The following is an 18,653-nucleotide window of genomic DNA, read 5'->3' as shown; positions in this document are numbered from 1 at the left end:
CCTACAACTTTTTCGGTTTAAAAGCATCGGCTGCCCCAGGAGGACCTCCAAATGGTTTTGCCATCGGTCCGACCGCTTCCATATCGACCACAATCATGTTAGGCTTTTTACTTGCGACGGCCTTTTCCAGTTCTGTGACAAATTCTGCAGCTGAAGAAATTCGCGCGGCGTCAAATCCCATTGATTGCGCTAATAACACAAAGTCAGGACTCATTAAATCAACCGCTACCTGACGGCCATATGCCGCATCTTGAATATTTCGGAGCACGCCATACCCAGCATCATCAAATAACACGACAATCAACGGCAGTTTCTCTTGGGCAGCGGTGGCCATTTCACCGACATTAACCATAAATCCGCCATCTCCTGCCATTAACACAACAGACTGATCTTTATTGGCCATTTGCGCACCAATTGCCGTTGGCAGCCCTTGACCAATTCCCCCGCCTGATGCGTGAATCGATGTTCTTGGCTCATAGATTTCAAATAACCGGCTTCCCCATACATTTGCCTGAACGGTTACATCCCGGACTAAAATGGTGTTTTTAGGCAATACTTTTCGCATGCCATCGAGGATTTGCTCATAAGGACCAAGTGTCGCTCGTAACTGGGTCCGCAATTCTTCGCGAACGGACTGCACTTCATCCAAATAAGCTGGATCCGGAAGCACTGAAGTTTGAGTTAATGCCTGATTTAATCCTTGTAAAATGAGTTTGGCATCGCCGACAAGTCCATAACTAGTTTCATAGTTTCGGTTCATTGCCTGGAAGGATGCATCAATCGCGATATGTTCTTTTGGAGCAGGGACTTTCCAGTTCGCTGTTTCATTTCCTCTAAATCTCACGCCAATACTGATCAACAAATCAGCATCTTTCAGCAAGTTTTTCGTTAATTCATTCGCAGCAAAGTGGCCGATACATTGGGGATGATCTTCAGGTATACTTCCTTTACCTGATTGGCTGGTGATCACGGCTGCCCCAATCTTTTCGGCAAGCGCTGTCACCTCTTTCGATGCACCAGAAGTAATCACCCCTCCTCCTGCCCAAATGACCGGACGGCGAGCATGACTCATTTTGCTTACTACCTCTTCAGGTAAGGTTGGGATGGTTTGATTGGTTGGAGCAATTACGCTGATTTCCTCAATCGAATGATTAGGAATAATCGCCGATTGAAAATCAATGGGGATTTCAAGTGTTACAGGTCCTGCTGGATAAGCCAATGCCTCTTGGATCGCTTGTCTAACGACGGCTCCTGCTTGCTCAGGTTTTCGTAATCGTACGGCCTTTTTACAAGCGCCTTCCATCATCGATAACTGGTCTTTACATTCGTGAATATAGCCTCTGCCCGTTCCTAAGTAAGGGGAGGCCACCTCGCCGGTCAGATGAAGAACCGGTACGCCTGCGGCCCATGCTTCAATTAGCGAACCGGCTGCATTTCCGGCCCCTGTTCCCGTACTCGTAATCACGACGCCCAATTTCCCTGTTGCTCTTGCATAGCCATCCGCCATATTGGCTGCTCCACTTTCCCCGCGGGAACAAACTAAATGAATACTTCCTTCACGGAGAATTGCATCGTAAATCGGCATATTGTGGATACTCACAATTCCAAACGCTACCTCTACACCAGCACGAATAAGTTCTTGGACCACTGCGTCAGCTGTTGTAAATTCTAATTGCTTATCTTCACTCATTATTCATTCCTGCCTTTATCTATGATTTTATCTATGTTAATAGATTGTTGATTTCCACTCCAGGCGCTTCGCTTTCCGCAGGCGTGCCGGCGAGCCTCCTCGTCGCTGTGCTCCTGCGGGGTCTCCCCTGCCCCGTACTCCCGCAGGAGCACAGCGCCTTCCGCTCCTATCAACAATGAGTTTTAACATTGCATTTAATTAAAGCGCTTTCCCGAGCGCTCCTGCTGTTTCAATGGTTGAACCTGATACATAGCTTGCTTTATTTGAGGCCAAAAATAAGATTACACTGGCTACTTCTTCTGCTTCTCCTACTCTGCCTAGAGGGATATTTCGCTTTTTGGCTAAGTCTGCATAATAGTCTTCAGCGTTCATATCCGGAGCATTTTTCAATCTTCTACGTTCCCATTGATCGGTTCGAATTAAGCCTAAGCTGACGGAGTTGACTAAAATATTATCGGACGCAAGTTCTTGCGATAATGTCTTGCTTAAATTTAATAAGCCTGCTCTCGTTGCCGCCGTGGCAATCATATGTCTTTCCGGCTCTTTTGCTAAGGTTGCATTAATATTAACAATGCGGCCGCCGCCCCTTTGAACCAAATAAGGATGAACGGCCTTCACCGCATAAATAATCGCAAAGTATTTCAACTGGATTTGCTGCTGCCATTGTTCATCGGTAACATCAAAGAAATGTCCCATCACACTTTGTCCGGCTGCATTGACAAGAATATCAATTCCGCCAAAATAGTCTGCTGCACCGCTGATAAATTCGTTGACTTCCTCTTTATTGGTGACGTCACAGGTTGCGGCAAAAATGGAGGTTGCTGTTCCAAACTTTGTGAGATGATCATATGCTTGGTCTTTGCGCTCACTATTTCTGCCGCAAACCGCGACGCTGGCCCCTTCCTGAAGAAACATCTCTGCTGTTTTTAAGCCAACTCCAGAGGTTCCTCCCATAATGACCGCTACCTTACCCTTTAATCCTAAATCCATCATGACACCCCTTTTTTAGCTATACCAATGTTTTTACATCGACCCATCCAGGATCCGGTACTCCGCCCATCGCCGCTCTTGTTTCCGGTTTTGGCGGTCCGGCAATGCCCCATTGGTCCATTAGATGTGGTACCCGCTTCCAGACACGTGCTCTCCATTCAGACTCATCTTCAATCGTTTCTAAGTAACAGGTATACTCCATCACAAACTTCCCGGGATCTTGAAAATAACAAAATACATTGTTTCCAGGACCATGGCGGCCTGGGCCCCAAATCTCTTGATAGCCTGCTTTTCTTACATTACTGATTCCTCTCATGACCTCGTCGACGGTATCGACTTCATAGGCGATATGGTTCACAGAGGCGTGAGCATCCTGATTAAAAGCAATCGAGTGGTGTTTTCGGTTACAGCGCAAGAAGGACATTTGGTGCTCACTCCAGTCCGTCACCTTAAACCCTAAGACGTTCGTATAAAAATCCGTAATCATATCCAGGTCTTTCGTGTTCATTACGACATGGTTCAGTTTGACCGGATCGACGTTTTTCTTGTTCCAAATCGACGTATGAATTTCAACCCAGGCGGATAATTCAATGCAGCGATTTTCTGGATCGACAAAGCGCAAGCCATATCCTTTTCCTTCTTCGTCTAAATATCCTGGCGGGGAAACAATCTTGACACCTTTTGAAGCAAGGATTTCCGCTGCGCGATCGACAGCATTTTTATCGACCATTCCAAACGCGATATGGTGCAGTCCTCTTTTCTCACCGGCATGCAAGCTTAATATATGGTTTTCAGGGCCAGCGCCGCGAAAATAAACCGAATGTTCATCTTGCGCCACTTTATCTAGGCCCCATATTTTTTCATAAAAATCAGCTTGTTCCTGGAGAACAGGGGTAATTAAGCTGATATGCCGTAAATGAGTAATCCCTAACATCTCGCCACCTCCAATTTTTAAAAACAGGGATGATCCCGTTAAAAAGTAAGCGGACCATCCCTGTCAACAAAGTAATCAGGGAGTACATTTCCCTTAAACATCTGCCTAATTGTCAAATTACTTTCCGTTAATAATTGCTTCTCTTTCCTTTGCCCGCTGAATACGAAGTTCTTCTAACGCACTGCCTTTTGGATAGGTCGGTAAATTCGGCTTGACTGCACCTAACATGACAAGCATTAATGCCTCTTCTTCCGTATCATTGCGGAGACCGCGGTAGACGCCTGGCGGGGAGCTGATACAATCCCTTTCATTTAAGACAATTTCATGGACTTCACTTTCGCCCTCTTCTTGGATAAGAGCCGTTACACTGCCTTTGATGACAAAGAAAACTTCTTCCACATCATCATGTAAATGAAGCGGGCCCATACAACCTGCAGGTAAAACCATCGTGCTTAAGGTAAAGTGTTCAGCCGCAATCACATTTGAATCATTATTTGCTGTGGCACCACGGCCGATATATCTCATTTGTGCCCGACGATAAGCTGGATCAATTTCTTCCTGGAACTTCAACACATTCCAATCAAGCGTGCGATCTTGTAACCTCGCCACATATTTTTTCTCAAATGCTTCTACCGAAAATTTTTCCTCAGACATTTTCAACACTCCTCTATGTTTTATATGCAAAACATTGTTTTCCTTATAAACCAATAATAAATCTCAATATTATAATTGTCAATTAAAAATATTGAGAAAATTTAATATTCAAAACTATGTTTTATATACGTAACGTTTAACATGCTAGATTGTCACCCGATTGGGAGGTATACTCTCAATCTTGAGTTCCGAGGCTTCTCTTTTCAATGTAAACAGATACGCAACGAATCCGAGCGCCGCTGCGATAATCAACATCACAATGGACGGTCCAAAGTCCCCGCCAGCGATATCAACCATAAAGCCCATAATATAGCTGGAAAACCCGCCTAGAATGTTCGTGAAACCCATTAATCCTGCTGCACGGCCGGCTGTTTCAGGTGTCGAGAATTTAACCATAAATAAGTTACTTAAATGGAATACGCCCCCTTGGGTTCCCATCGCTAAGCCCATGCAAACCCCCGCCATCACTGGCTGCGGAGAAAGAATCGCTGCCGTTAAAAAGGTGGCTGTCAAAAGAAATAGAATCGTCGCAAGTAAGCTAGGACGCTTTGTTTTATCGGCCAAATACCCGCAAAGGAGAACGAATCCCAAGGCGAAGAGCCAAGATAACGAGGTGATTCCAGTCATCGCCTCTCTTGAGAATCCTTTCGCACCAACTAAATAAGTAGGAAGCCAAATACTAATTCCAAAAAATAAGAACGATGATACTAACATGCCGAACCAAACAATCCAATAACGGTAGTCCTGAGCAAAGTTCTGTTTTTTCGTTGGTGCATTGGAATCTGACTGACGAATATACGCTAATTCCTGTGGATCTAAACGTGGATGTTCTTCAGGTGTATCACGTGTAAGGAAGATAAACATAGGAAGAACAATGAAAATATTAAACGCTGCTAAAACAAAAAAGGCGGCTTGCCAATGAAAAGTAGCAATCACAAGTGTTAAGATAATGGCTCCACACGCCGGTCCTAAATAGTTTCCTGACAGCCAGGAAGATTGCGCTCGACCCAGTTCGCGCTGGTGGAACCAATTGGAGATAAATTTCCCACAAATTGGGATCATCATTCCTTCACCAATACCAAGAATGACACGGCTCAAGATAAACATCTCATAGGAAGTAGATAACCCGCCAATCACCATTGTAATCGCCCATACAATGAGACCGATGATCCCTGTCTTCCTTGCCCCAAGCTTATCTATGATAAATCCCCAGAAGATGTTGGATACGGCATAAGAAATCGTAAAGATAAAAGTAATCAATCCAATTTTTGCGTTCTTATCGGCACCAGTTAATCCTAGATCCGTTAAGAAACCTTGATCGGTTTGAATAATCGAAATCCCTAATTTATCAATTTGTCCAAAAAACCAAAAAAAGAAAATAGGCATGGCAATATAAATCCAACGTTTATTCGTTTTCAGCAAGAAAAGTGCCCCCTTTTAGTTTTGAATTCCAATGAATACGCTTCCACAGGATCTTATTATACAATAGTTCGATGTCCCAACCCGACTTTTATCCCTCCTTTAATATTTTCCAGCAGCAATGAAAACGTTTCATATACAAAACAAGGTTTGCTACTATGTTTATTTTAAAGTTTTAAGAAAATTGTGTCAACAGTAATAATGCAATTTGTTTTATTAAATAAAATACGTTTTGTATGTAAAACATACAGCAAAAAAGCTTGCGATTGTTCACAAGCTTTCTAGTTCACTTTTGTATGGCAGCCCATAAAACCGGATAGAATTCTGGAAGTTTCCAGCACCTTAGGTACAGCAATTTTCTCAATAAAATCTTGGTTGAACGTTGCCTCAGTTGCAACCAAATTAATCGCGGCCATTACTTTGCCTGTCCGCTCAAAAACAGGTGCAGCCACAGACTGAATTCCATGGTGGAATTCTCCCTTTGTAATCGCATACCCTTTTTCACGGATTGATGCTAAATCCTGTCCAAAATCCATAAAATCGGTTTGTGTTCGCTCCGTATAAGGTTTTAAATTCGAACCAAATAATATTTGGTTCAGTTTTTCTTGTGACTGATACGCCAGCTGGACCTTTCCATTGGCGACCGCATGGGCGGGCAGTCTTAACCCAATATTCACATTAACCGCGGAAACCCCGCGGACAGGTGCACTGCCAACATACACGACTTCTTGTCCATCCAAAATGGATAAATGACAAGATGCCCCTGTTTCATCCCGTAATTTTTCCAAATAAGGCTGCGCAATTTCCGGGAGTTTTAATGTACTTAAGTAGGCAAAACCTAATTCAAGCACTTTTGGAGTTAAACTGTAGCGTTTCGTGTGTTCATCCTGGTCGAGATAGCCAAGTGTTTGGAGTGTATACAATAATCGGAACGGAACGGTTCGGCTCACATCCAGTTCTTTTGCGATTTCTACTAAGGATAATGTCGGACGCTCTTCACTAAATAACTTTAAAATCTCCAATCCCCTTACTAGCGAATTGGCATTATATCTGTCCTTTTCTTCTTTTGCCATCAGCAATTCACCAACTCATTGTTAATTTACTTATACTACTATTTTATCAAAATTTACGCAAAGAAAGATATTCCCTTATTGATTTATCGGTAAAGTGGTTAGAAAGTCTCGGACGATTTCGTTAAAACGAGCAGGGTCTTCTTGATAACACAAATGTCCGGTTCCAGGGATCGTCACAAAAGTGGATTCCTTAATTCCCTCATGAAATATCTGCGATTCACTAACAGGTGTCACCCGATCTAATTCTCCGCAAATAACCAGCGTAGGAACATGGAGCGATGGAAGAATATCCATTTGATTTAGGGAAGAAAGCGAATAGGCGACAGAGCGGAAGCCCATCGGTCTGATTTGCGAATAAATTCTTTCTGCCTCTTTCAGTATTTCAGGATCCGGCTGCGGTGATAAAAGTTCCTGTACACGTAGCTTGGCAAGTTCTTTTGGATCTAGAGTATCAATATTATGGAGACGGTTGTTTAATCTTCGTTCATTCTCTTCTTTACTCAGGGCTGCTGCCCCTCTGGTTGCATCTGAAATAATTAACGCATTTACCATTTCAGGAAAGCGGTAACAAAAGTCGAGCGCAATAGCTGAGCCCATTGAATGTCCTAGGAGCGTGACGGATGGATAGTTTAATTTTTCAATAAATCCTTTTAACACATCCGCAAACTGACTAAATTCTTTCAATTCTACTACAGGATCTGAACTTTTCCCGTATCCAGGCGCATCCCAGGCAATCACCGTGAACTGCTTAGCTAAGCCCTGTAATTGTTTTTTCCAGGACTGCGAGTTGTTACCCATTCCATGTAAGATGATTAATGGAGGTCCCTCTCCCTCAATTTCATAATGAATCTGTAGATCATCTACTTGTAAAAATGGCATGCTTTCCCCTCCAAACGAAGTTTGTTTTATAAGTAAAACACTGTTTTATAATTATATATTAAAACAACTAAAAAATAAGTCAACTGAATTTTCTTGAAATTAAGGTTAGGATCTGTTAGAACTGACTGGTGATTTCAATGTATATGGAAAATAAACGGAAAATTTCCGGCTAAATTGGGAAATACCTATATTTCCTTAAGAATAAGGGAAGTTTTTCCGGTTATATTATCCAAATCTTTGGATTTTGTCTTATAAAGAGAAGTTAACCGGAATATCTCCGCTTATATCTGCTTTTTAAGCCCCCTCTTTATACAATAGCCGGAAATTCTCCGCCTATGATTTCTCATACCTACACGAAATCGTACGGAGACTGCGAAAATGGTTTGCTACATCGTAATTCGTAAATGATGAAATAGCAATTAATAACAAAAATAGCAAGGGTATAAACCCTCGCTATTTCTAACGTCTGTGTTGTTAGTGTTTACTAACTGTACTTATATGGCAATAGACAGAATTAAACCAAAATACAATGCTGCGATAAAACCGACACCAAAGACAACTCCTAGTATAGGCTTTACCCTTTTAAAACTAATGATAATCAGGAACAAAAATAGGATAGAAACAATGATTAGTAGTCCCGTTTGAAGGGACGGTACTAAATTCAACTGTAAGGTGGAAAGAATATTCTTTCCCAATAACCATTCTACCCACTTTGATGCACCTTCCGACTTCACCGTAAATTCAACCTCATGTGGCGGCGACAGCGTTCCCATCACCGCTGTAAAATAGAAAACGAACAATAAAATAATACTTTCTGCTTTTACCCACGGTTTCGGATTAAAGGCAGGGAGTTTTACTGTTTTCCTTGAAAGCACACCATTGATTAAGGCAAAAACCAATACGGGAACGATACTTATATGCTTTAATAGAAGCATTTGTCCATACGGCAAAACCCAAGTTCGAACATAATCTCTAGGTTCAACTACAAATAGCATTAGATAAATCCCGCTAAAAAGTATGATGAGGATACAGAAAATGGCAAAAGGCGTAAACCACCGTAAAAATTTAGACCAATTTGACCACTCTTTAGAGAACCAAGCAACCTGAATAAGGATCCCTGTCCATAATGTAATGATTAGAAAATGAGTGCTATGTGACAGCAATCCTGGCCAAAATGACAGTGAAGCAGAATGACTGGAATATCCAACAGCTACTATCATCAGGAACAGCAAAATGGATTGCACATATTTGGAGCCCTTTAGCAAAATTGCTAGATATAAGAAGGTCGCCATAAACCCAATAAAAATCCATGCTTTTCCTACTTGGAAGTCCAACAACACAGATTTAATGGCTAAAGGAAGACCCACTCCACCTTGAAAATAGGAAACCGTCTGAACAACAGGTCCTAATGAGAAAATAATAATTCCAAGTGTGGAAAGCAGTAAAACAGGTATTGGAATATTGATTTTTGGTTTATTGGATTCAGGTACAAACCGCAAAGCCACATGTCCAACAAGAATCGAATACAACAAATAATTACCGAATTCTGCGATAGGAATTAACAGTCCCATTACTAACGCTTCCTTCTAAATAAAAGGAATACTCCAATGATTAAAATGAGGACGACCACACTAATAATAATATTCTTCATATTGGATGTAGAATCTACCGAATCATTTTTTGTTTTTTCCTGGTTAGAATTCTCTTTTTTAGGTTCTTCTTTTTTTGGAGTAACGGGCTGTTTTGTTTCCGCCTTCGGTTCTTCCTTCACTACTTTTTGCACCGTAAAGGGGATTTCACCAGATATAGGGTGACCATCTTCACCAGCAATACTCCACTGAATGGAATAGGTACCATTTTCTAAGGGTGTTGATAATGAACCGATTAGTTGATTGTCGTTTGGAGTAACACTTACTAATGGTATTTTCTTACCATCTTTTACTAATGTCATGGTGCTTAATGATTCAATCTTTCCTTCATAGGTAAGCACGATTTCCTTAAGGTCCTCTTTAACAACTTGTCCCGAAGTTGGATTGGATGTGGTTAATTCCGTATGGGCGCTTGCAATCGAAGGAAGCGTGACCAACATAACAATTAGTACGAAAAGTAATTTTTTCATTTTGTATATCCTTTCTTGGCAGTCGATATTTTTCTATATAATCTTTTCAACATAACTTTTTCATCTTGAATCAAAATGCTTTGTTTTTCAACTACTTTATTCACATTTTAACTATCGAATCCTATATCGGTACCGGGGAATTTAATAATGAGTCATTATTCACGATTGGCCCTTCCCATTAAAAGGCTCCCCAATATGGGGAGCCCCGTTTTATTTGTCTTTTACCCGGAGAAGCCGTAAACCATTAAGTGTCACGATAAGTGTCGCTCCCATATCCGCAAATATTGCAATCCATAGGGTTAACCAGCCGGGGATCACTAATAATAGGGCGAAGAGTTTAATTCCTAATGAAAAAGTGATGTTTTGTTTGATGATAAATAAGGCTTTTCTGCTTAGATTTAACGTAAATGGCAGTTTACCTAAATCATCGGCCATTAATGCAATATCGGCTGTTTCGAGAGCTGTATCCGTTCCAGCTCCACCCATAGCAATACCGACAGTCGATGCTGCAAGAGCTGGGGCATCATTCACACCATCCCCAACCATGGCCACACGGTCGTATTTATTTCTTAATTGTTTAATAAAGGCCAGTTTATCTTGAGGTAAAAGGTCAGCCTGAATATCAGAAACGCCCACCTGTTGGCCAATTGCAATGGCCGTTCCTTTATTATCACCCGTTAACATGATCGTTTTTTGAATACCTAATGAGTGAAGTTTCTGGATAACTGTTCGGCTGTTTCCTCTTACTTCATCGGCAACTGCCAACAGGGCTAATAGTTGTGATTCAGTCCCAGCCGCCATAACTGTTTTTCCTTTATTTTGGAGTTTAGATATCGTCTCCTTAAGCTTCGCTGGTATTCCATTGCTTAATAGTTCATCGAATAAATGAGGGCTTCCCACATAATATATTTGATCCTTAACTCTACCCATAATGCCTTTCCCTGTAATCGAAGAAAAGTCTTCAATCGCCAGGTCTTGATAAGGTAATTGTTCTTGTTCAGCCTTTTTCATGATTGCTGAAGCTAAAGGATGTTGTGAACCATTTTCTAATGCAGCGATAATGGATAGAAGTTCCTTTGGATTTGTATTCTCTTGTGGAAGATAATCCGTTACAACTGGAATTCCTTCTGTTAAGGTTCCTGTCTTATCAAAGGCAATGGCTTTAATCGCGCCCATTTCCTCTAAGTGAATTCCTCCCTTAATCAAGACCCCATTTCTGGCCGCATTCCCAATAGCGGTTACAATCGAAACCGGTGTGGAAATAACGAGCGCGCAAGGACAACCTACCACTAATACGGCCAGCCCCTGGTAGATCCATTTGCTCCAATCCCCATCAAAGAATAAAGGCGGCAGTATGGCTACTAATAGCGAAATCAATATGATGACAGGAGTATAATATTTCGCAAACCGATCAACAAATGCTTGTGACGGGGCCTTTTCCGCTTGTGCCTCCTCCACCAAATGAATGATTTTTGCAATCGTAGTATCGTCCACATGTTTGGTAACTTTGACCTCAAGAAGTCCCTCTTCATTAAGAGTTCCAGCAAATACTTCATCATCCACAGTTTTGGAAACTGGAACAGATTCCCCAGTAATCGCTGCCTGATTCACAGACGATAATCCTTTTACCACCCTTCCATCCATCGCGATTTTCTGTCCAGGCTTTACGATTAAGATATCTCCAATTCGAATATCGTCCACGTCTACTGTAAACTCTTTATCGCCCCTGCGAATGAAGGCCTCTTTCGGAGCTATATCCATTAAGGAACGAATGGATTGTCTTGCTTTATCCATCGAGTAAGACTCTAGAACCTCACTGATGGCGAACAAGATGACAACCGTTGCACCTTCTCCCCACTCACCGATAATCGCCGCCCCAATTACGGCGATGGTCATGAGAGTTCTCATATCAAAATCAAGGCGAAAAATATTTTTTATTCCTGTGGTGAAAAGGCGATAACCACCTACTAGGATGGCAGCCCCATAGGGCAGGATCGAAGATATACTTTCTTCCCCATTGATTTGTGATGAAATCCATCCAATCAGCAAGAATACAAATGAGGCGATAACCGTTGAGTATTGTTTCAGGAACGGTTCTTTTTTCACATCAAATCGTTCTTTCTCAGGGATGACTTTTATCTTCTCAAACGCCCCTGCTTTTTCTAATTCCTCTATGGTCGTTTCCCCATAAACGGTAAGTTTAGAAGCTCCAAAATTTATACTTGCATTAGCAACACCATCCAGGTGCTGTACGTTCTTTTCGAACTTTGCCGCACAGCCTGCTCAGGTGAATCCTTGCACACGGTACACGGTTTTTTCATTGGATTTTTCCAAAGCGGCACTCATGATTTCATCTCCTTTTGATGCTCAAATGCAATTTGAATCAATTGTTTTACATGATCATCATCCAAAGAATAGAAAACTAATTTTCCCTCTTTTCGATATTTCGCTAATCCTAAATTACGAAGAAGCCGTAAATGATGGGAGGCAGTAGCGGTGGTACTACCTACGATATTGGCTACATCACATACACATAATTCCTCTTCTTCGCTTAAAGCCAAGGCAATTTTAATCCTAGTATCATCGGACAAAGCTTTAAATATTTGTGAAACGGCCATTGTATTTTGTTGGGATACCGATTCTTTTACCCTTTTTACCTTTTCTCCATCCACGCAAGTTATTTCACATACATCATCGTGCTTCAAAAGTTCCATACCCCCATATTCAAACGACTATTTGATTATCAGTATATGTAATTACGTATAAATGGTCAAATAATTATTTGAATGTTTTTGAATTATGTATTGACAAGGAGATTGTCCGCATCTTAAAGTATTGACAAGGACAATAAAGTTGCATTAGGTAAACTTTTTAGAGGGAGGTAAAAGCATGTCAGACAAAAAAATTTCTCGGCGGGATATCTTAAAATTGGGAACCACTGGAGCAATAGGGATAGCAGGAAGTATTTATTTAAATAAAACAACTCCATTCACTAGCACCGCTCATGCAGAGAAAAATTCATCCAGTCACCATAATCATTCTGCAAATCACTCAAACATGTATGATTCTACGAAAACAGAAGGGTATAAAATGGCTAAACGTCTTTTAACCGAGTTTGATTATGGAAAACCTACCAAACAATTAGACGGTCGTACTTTGCGTGAATATCAAATAGTTGCCGTTGATAAAGACATAGAAATCGCAAAGGGGATTAAGTTCCCTGGCTGGACCTATAATGGAACGATTCCTGGCCCAACATTTCGATGTACCGAAGGAGATCTTTTACGATTTCATTTTATAAACGGTGGGAGTCATCCTCACTCGATTCATTTTCATGGTATTCACCCGCCAGAAATGGATGGATTGGACGCTATCGCTCCAGGTGAATCCTTTACGTATGAATTTGAAGCAAAACCATATGGCCTGCAACTATATCATTGCCATGTTTTACCTTTACGCCGGCATATTCATAAAGGCCTATATGGAAATTTTATTATTGATCCCAAAACACCAAGAGAACCAGCACTTGAATTAAATATGGTCATGAATGCCTTTGATTTAGATTTAGACGGGGCAAACGAATTTTATACGGTGAATGGGTATGCGTTTGCCTTTATGAATCATCCGATAAAGATAAAAAAGGATCAACTTGTCCGGATCTATTTAAGTAATTTAACCGAGTTTGACTTATTAAACTCTTTCCATTTACATGCCAACTTTTTTACGTATATACCAACAGGTAGAAATGACAACCCCAGTCAATTTACTGATACCATCATGCAGTGCCAAGGAGAACGTGGAATTATTGAAGTTCGTTTTCCATACAAGGGAAAATATATGTTTCACGCACATGTCAGCGAATTTGCGGAACTAGGCTGGATGGGATTCTTTGAGGTTGAATAGGAAGGAGTGAAAACCATGAAATCAAAATGGGTGATTACTGGTCTTATCCCGCTGGTTCTTTTAATGCTTGTGTTGGGATGGGTTTTTAAAAATGGGGCGGGAATAGAACGAGACCCTGCTTCTCCCATCGAAGTGCTTAATGTGGAACAAATTAGAATTGTACCATCAGGTTTTGAGTTAGATGTAAGTAATACAGGCCCAGAAACACTGACGATTTCTCAAGTGATTGTTGATGATTCTGTATGGAATTTTTCGATGGCTCCTAGTTCAAAGCTCAAAAGGTTTCAAGATGGAAAGGTAACCATAAATTATCCGTGGGTTGAAGGCGACCCCCATACCATTCTATTAATATCAGAGAATGGGATCATAACGGAAGCTGTGATTGATGCGGCCACATTAACTCCCGAATTTTCATGGGATAATGTGTTAAATTACGGATTTATCGGCTTTTATGTAGGGATTGTTCCTATTACTTTAGGATTACTATGGTATCCATTTATGAAGCGTTTGAAAAAAAGCTGGATTAATGCCATTCTTGCCCTCACTGTAGGACTTCTATTATTCTTATTTTTTGGCACGTTATTTGATGGATTTGAAATTGGAGCTGAAGCACCGTCTGTATTCCAGGGCAACATGGTGGTGATTATTTGTACCGTCCTATCGTTTCTTTTACTGGTTGGATTTGATCAATATCAACATCAAAGACAAAAACGAACGGGTTATTCACCGCTGGGAATTTCATTATTGATGGCAACAGGAATTGGTCTTCATAATTTTGGAGAAGGGTTGGCTATTGGTTCGTCTTTTGCCCTCGGAGAGGCTGCACTAGGTACTTTTTTGGTCATCGGTTTTACCTTGCATAATATTACTGAGGGGATAGGGATTGCTGCTCCATTATTAAAAAGCAAACCAAAATTTAGTTCTTTTGTTTTATTAGGAACGATTGCTGGTGCTCCCGCCATTTTGGGAACATGGTTTGGAGGTTTTATCTTTTCACCCATTTGGGGTGCCATATTTTTAGGAATTGGTGCGGGGGCCATTTTACAAGTAATATTTGTTATCTCCAAAATGCTGATCGAAGAACACAAAAAGAAGACGGAACCAGTTATATCATGGATGAATTTTACTGGATTTACACTTGGAATGTTAATCATGTATTTTACGGCCTTTTTCGTAAAATAATTAGAAGGAATCAAGGTGGTACATCGACAATTCGATGTACCACCTTTTTTGATGTATTACTTATTCATTTGCTGCTTCGTTTACTCTTTTCTTAAAATCATTATAGGTGTTCCCTTCAAATTTCACACCATTAATAAAAATGGAAGGGGTGCTTGTAATACTTAACTTATTAGCTGCACTCATGTCTTTCTCCCATGCCTCTTTTGATTGGTCATTATTAAAGGCATTGATCACTTTTTTCACCTCTGCTTCAGAGGAGATTTCGCGTAATGTGTCCTTAAGAAAGGCTTCCGTATAGATATCCATTTGCTCCGCTTTCGTATCATCAGGTTGTTTTTCATATAACAGTTCATGAAACTTCCAAAACGTTTCATTTCCTAGTTCCTTAAAGACGGTTTCCGCAAATTTAGCAGAACGCGTAGAATCCACATTGATAAACGAATAATTCATAAAATAGAACGAAGCTTTTCCTGTATCGATCAAATCCTTTTCGATATTTGGAAGTAGTGTATCATTAAAATTTTTGCAATAAGGACATTTATAATCACCAAATTCAACGATTTTTACAGGGGCGGACTTTTCCCCTAAAAATGGCTGTCCCTCATAGTCCATTGCTTCTTTTTTGGCCGTATTGGATAAAAAAATTAACCCGACGAGACAAACCGCGATTAAACCAATCACCCAGAATATAAATTTAGATGATTGATTTTTCGGTTTTGTTGTTTTCCTTTTTCCTGAAGACATCTATTCACCCTCTAATTTCTCTAAGTTTTGTAAAATTGTATGTAACCAACACTACAGATTATAGTGTAAAAGAGTAACAAACTCTTCTATTTACACGAATCAATCTCTTTCACACTACTAATTGTAGTGTAAGTTGTTGCAAATGGTCAAGTGATTATTACTTCTATTAAATAGGCTGTGTTAATTTGTCTGTTGATTTCCGTTCCAGGCACTTCGCTTTCCGCGGGCGTGCCGGGGAGCCCCGTACTCCCGCAGGAGTCTTCGTGCCTTCCACTCCAATCAACAGAGTGCAAAAATCAATATTGACCTTTAACACAGCCATTAAAAATAAAGGATTGGATTTAACCTCCAATCCTTATTAGGCAATAACTAATAGCAATAATATTAATATAAATACATATAAAGAGATGACGATTGTACGTGTTTCTACTTTAACCGGAATCGATTGCTGCGGATTAATCAATTGCTGAAGCCGGTAATCAACTGTACTATCTGCAAAATGTACCATAGCTGGAGTTAGATTCGCATTAACCTTTAACTGCTTCTTGATCAGCTTTAAAAGCGCGCTGCCTAATCCCAGTTCTGAACCCATTCGATTAATTGCATATTCATCTGCAACTAGTTCAATCATAATCCGATAATTCTGATAGGACCATCTCGTCAGCGGGATATACCAGATAGATTCTGAAATCATTTGTAAAATAAATACCTTTATTCCATCATAATACCTTTGGTGCGATGTCTCGTGATAGATAACTGCTTCTAATTCCTTTGCATCTAACATTTCAATTAGTGTGGTAGAAAGGACAATTACTGGATTCGCAAACCCAAAGGTAAATGCCAACGGATTGTTGTGATTGATCACAACAATATCATCATTTTTTCTGTTATAGATTTGATTTATTTGTTGGGATTTACCCTTATTCATCAGGTGATGAATTTTACTTTGAAATGATTGTAAGACTAGAACTTGCTGGATAATCTTTTTACCAATCATGAAAACTGTATAAAAAATATACACATTCACAATTATTAAGACAGCATAGTAGGCAATCGTGCCTTTTTCAAATATGCTGACGCAAAAGTTAAAAATATTAAATAGCTCTAATGGGCCAAATAAAGTATTAACTAGAAACATAGCCATTTGAACAAATAAAATAATCGCAAAGAAAAGGGCTAATCCTAACACGGCAGTGGATTTTTGTTTCCAGATCATATTACTTTCGGCCCTTTTTTAATTGTTCAATTTTTTGTTCCAGTTTCTGAAGTAAATGATCATCCACTTCATTTAAAGAATCAAGCATATGATTAACCACTAATCCGCCAAATTCGTCCAAAAGGTTATCTGTTAGTTTTTTTGATTGGTCGCTAATAAAATCCTCTTTCGTCTTTATTGGTTTAAAGAGAGATGTTCTTCCTTCCAATCTTTTCGTAAGGATGTTTTTATCGACAAGACGGTTCATAACGGTCATGACCGTATTAAAGTTGAGAGGTTTGTCATTTTCTAATTTTTGCTGAACGTCCTTTATACTCTTTTCATTGCCGTCCCAAAGAATGTCCATTATTTTAGACTCAAGCGGACCGAAAAAACGATTAAGCCCTTCTTGGTCAAAACGAAAATTATTGACTGTCATTTAACATCCTCCCTTCCATTACATATTGTAGTGTAAAATCTTTCATATTACAATTGGAGCCTTTTCCCTATCCAAGGCCTAAACCGAATGTTTTTATGATGTTTTCTTTCCCAATCACACATGGTCGCCCAATGGAATGGTATTCAATCGGGAAGCCTTTCATGGCATCAAGCTGAAAGCAATTTCTGCCATCAAAAATAACAGGCTCTGTCATCCATTCAGAAAACATAGTAATCGGAATATTTTTTATCTCTTCCCATTCCGTTCCAATGAACGCAAGATCCGCATTCATCAAAGCCTGTTCCAATGTATCAGAATATGAAATGATCTCTCCCAATTCTCTTTTGGCATTTCTTATTGCAACAGGATCATAAGCAGTGACGATTGCCCCCTCCATCACCAACCTTTTTGCCAGCTTGATAGAAACAGACTCACGGACATCATCAGTATTAGGCTTAAAGGATAACCCTAACAGTGCGGCCTTTTTTCCCTTTAAGCTTTTAAACCGAGCTAAGGCTTTGTCAATTAGCCTTAATTCTTGCCTTTTATTAATTTCCAGAACCTCATCTAGAAGTCTGATGGGTTCTCCCACTTCATTTGCTAAATGAGTAAGTTCCTTCGTATCTTTAGGCAGACAAGAGCCTCCAAAACCAACTCCAGCATTTAGAAACGAGGTTCCAATTCTTGCATCCATCCCCATCCCCAGGGTGACTTCTTCAATATTCCCACCTATTTGTTCACAAATACTAGAAAGAGCATTTACATAACTAATTTTTAAGGCTAAAAATGAATTGGAGGCAATTTTAATCAGTTCTGCACTTTTTGTATCTGTTTTAATAATTGGAATGTGCAGTGGTTTATATAACTCTTCTAATGTATGGAGCGCTTCCTTACTGTCCGATCCGATGATGATACGGTCGCCATGGAAAGTATCATAAACGGCAGCACCTTGCCTAAGGAATTCTGGGTTGGCTGCTAAATGAAAATAAAGGGGTGAACGCAATTCAGACTGAATCCATTCTTTAATTTTCTCATTTGTTCCTAAAGGTACCGTGCTTTTCGTTACAATTAGGATATTATTTCTAGTGATTGTTCTGCCAATCTCTTTTGAAATCTGTTCAATATATTGTAAATCAAGCGAACCATTTGGATCATTTGGCGTTCCAACTGTGATCATGATGATATCTGCATCCTGATAACCGATAGTCGGGCTGGTTGTAAAGATAAGTCTTCCTGCCTCGAGATTGTTTTTCATTAACTCTTCTAATCCCGGTTCATAGAAGGTTGCTTCGCCTTTAAGAAGAGTATTTATTTTTTGAGGGTCACGATCCACGCAAATGACATCATGGCCGATCTCCGCTAAACACACCCCTGTGACAAGTCCAACATACCCTGTACCAGCAATGGCTATTTTTTTCAAAGCATTTTTCCC

19 protein-coding genes are annotated in these 18,653 nt (G+C 40.2%); 2 read left to right on the top strand and 17 right to left on the bottom strand.

Annotated features, from left to right (window positions below; translation table 11 throughout):
- Nucleotide 1: 1 nt before the first annotated feature.
- From ACE198_RS09530 to ACE198_RS09475, 12 genes are all read right to left on the bottom strand, one after another.
- Nucleotides 2-1,690, bottom strand: coding sequence for a thiamine pyrophosphate-binding protein (locus ACE198_RS09530; protein ID WP_375375370.1), 1,689 nt, complete (start codon nt 1,688-1,690; stop codon nt 2-4).
- 36 nt (nt 1,691-1,726) lie between these two features.
- The gene (locus tag ACE198_RS09525; protein ID WP_375375369.1) at nt 1,727-1,879 is read right to left on the bottom strand and encodes a hypothetical protein; all 153 of its coding nucleotides are present in this window, start codon (nt 1,877-1,879) and stop codon (nt 1,727-1,729) included.
- 9 nt (nt 1,880-1,888) lie between these two features.
- The gene (locus ACE198_RS09520) at nt 1,889-2,680 is read right to left on the bottom strand and encodes an SDR family oxidoreductase (RefSeq protein ID WP_375375368.1); all 792 of its coding nucleotides are present in this window, start codon (nt 2,678-2,680) and stop codon (nt 1,889-1,891) included.
- 19 nt (nt 2,681-2,699) lie between these two features.
- Nucleotides 2,700-3,614 (bottom strand): VOC family protein, encoded by a 915-nt coding sequence (locus ACE198_RS09515; RefSeq protein ID WP_251461173.1) that lies wholly within the window; start codon nt 3,612-3,614, stop codon nt 2,700-2,702.
- 117 nt (nt 3,615-3,731) lie between these two features.
- Nucleotides 3,732-4,268: a cupin domain-containing protein gene (locus tag ACE198_RS09510; protein WP_375375367.1), complete on the bottom strand. Its 537-nt coding sequence runs from the start codon at nt 4,266-4,268 to the stop codon at nt 3,732-3,734.
- Nucleotides 4,269-4,412: 144 nt separating this feature from the next.
- A complete protein-coding gene (locus tag ACE198_RS09505) occupies nt 4,413-5,690 on the bottom strand; it encodes an MFS transporter (protein WP_375375366.1) in 1,278 nt (425 codons plus the stop codon).
- A 278-nt stretch (nt 5,691-5,968) separates the two neighbouring features.
- Nucleotides 5,969-6,760, bottom strand: a complete 792-nt coding sequence (locus ACE198_RS09500; protein WP_375375365.1) for an IclR family transcriptional regulator — start codon at nt 6,758-6,760, stop codon at nt 5,969-5,971.
- Nucleotides 6,761-6,835: 75 nt separating this feature from the next.
- Entirely contained in the window at nt 6,836-7,639 is an 804-nt protein-coding gene (locus ACE198_RS09495) for an alpha/beta fold hydrolase (RefSeq protein ID WP_375375364.1), read from the bottom strand.
- A 494-nt stretch (nt 7,640-8,133) separates the two neighbouring features.
- Complete coding sequence (locus ACE198_RS09490) at nt 8,134-9,210, bottom strand: copper resistance D family protein (protein ID WP_375375363.1); 1,077 nt, start codon at nt 9,208-9,210, stop codon at nt 8,134-8,136.
- A 2-nt stretch (nt 9,211-9,212) separates the two neighbouring features.
- Nucleotides 9,213-9,758, bottom strand: coding sequence for a copper resistance CopC family protein (locus ACE198_RS09485; protein ID WP_251461182.1), 546 nt, complete (start codon nt 9,756-9,758; stop codon nt 9,213-9,215).
- A gap of 210 nt (nt 9,759-9,968) precedes the next feature.
- Entirely contained in the window at nt 9,969-12,104 is a 2,136-nt protein-coding gene (locus ACE198_RS09480) for a heavy metal translocating P-type ATPase (RefSeq protein ID WP_375375362.1), read from the bottom strand.
- Nucleotides 12,101-12,463: an ArsR/SmtB family transcription factor gene (locus ACE198_RS09475; protein ID WP_098574094.1), complete on the bottom strand. Its 363-nt coding sequence runs from the start codon at nt 12,461-12,463 to the stop codon at nt 12,101-12,103. Before ACE198_RS09475 ends, ACE198_RS09480 begins: the two co-directional genes overlap by 4 nt.
- A gap of 184 nt (nt 12,464-12,647) precedes the next feature.
- Between ACE198_RS09475 and ACE198_RS09470 the strand changes: the two genes are divergently transcribed.
- Together ACE198_RS09470 and ACE198_RS09465 are read left to right on the top strand one after the other, a co-directional pair.
- On the top strand, nt 12,648-13,661 hold the full coding sequence (locus ACE198_RS09470) for a multicopper oxidase domain-containing protein (protein WP_375375361.1): 1,014 nt from the start codon (nt 12,648-12,650) through the stop codon (nt 13,659-13,661).
- A 15-nt stretch (nt 13,662-13,676) separates the two neighbouring features.
- On the top strand, nt 13,677-14,843 hold the full coding sequence (locus tag ACE198_RS09465; RefSeq protein WP_375375360.1) for a ZIP family metal transporter: 1,167 nt from the start codon (nt 13,677-13,679) through the stop codon (nt 14,841-14,843).
- Nucleotides 14,844-14,903: 60 nt separating this feature from the next.
- On the opposite strand, the gene ACE198_RS09460 is transcribed toward ACE198_RS09465, so the two are convergent.
- The 5 genes from ACE198_RS09460 to ACE198_RS09440 form a co-directional block, all read right to left on the bottom strand.
- Entirely contained in the window at nt 14,904-15,587 is a 684-nt protein-coding gene (locus tag ACE198_RS09460) for a DsbA family protein (protein WP_375375359.1), read from the bottom strand.
- 166 nt (nt 15,588-15,753) lie between these two features.
- The gene (locus tag ACE198_RS09455; protein ID WP_375375358.1) at nt 15,754-15,939 is read right to left on the bottom strand and encodes a hypothetical protein; all 186 of its coding nucleotides are present in this window, start codon (nt 15,937-15,939) and stop codon (nt 15,754-15,756) included.
- A 6-nt stretch (nt 15,940-15,945) separates the two neighbouring features.
- Complete coding sequence (locus ACE198_RS09450; RefSeq protein WP_375375357.1) at nt 15,946-16,803, bottom strand: M56 family metallopeptidase; 858 nt, start codon at nt 16,801-16,803, stop codon at nt 15,946-15,948.
- A 1-nt stretch (nt 16,804) separates the two neighbouring features.
- Nucleotides 16,805-17,221, bottom strand: a complete 417-nt coding sequence (locus ACE198_RS09445; RefSeq protein WP_251461197.1) for a BlaI/MecI/CopY family transcriptional regulator — start codon at nt 17,219-17,221, stop codon at nt 16,805-16,807.
- A gap of 67 nt (nt 17,222-17,288) precedes the next feature.
- A complete protein-coding gene (locus ACE198_RS09440) occupies nt 17,289-18,641 on the bottom strand; it encodes a UDP-glucose dehydrogenase family protein (RefSeq protein ID WP_375375356.1) in 1,353 nt (450 codons plus the stop codon).
- Nucleotides 18,642-18,653 lie beyond the last annotated feature (12 nt).

This window comes from Neobacillus sp. KR4-4, assembly GCF_042136325.1.
Lineage (GTDB): Bacteria > Bacillota > Bacilli > Bacillales > Cytobacillaceae > Neobacillus.
This window is presented reverse-complemented; position numbering and strand designations above follow the sequence as displayed.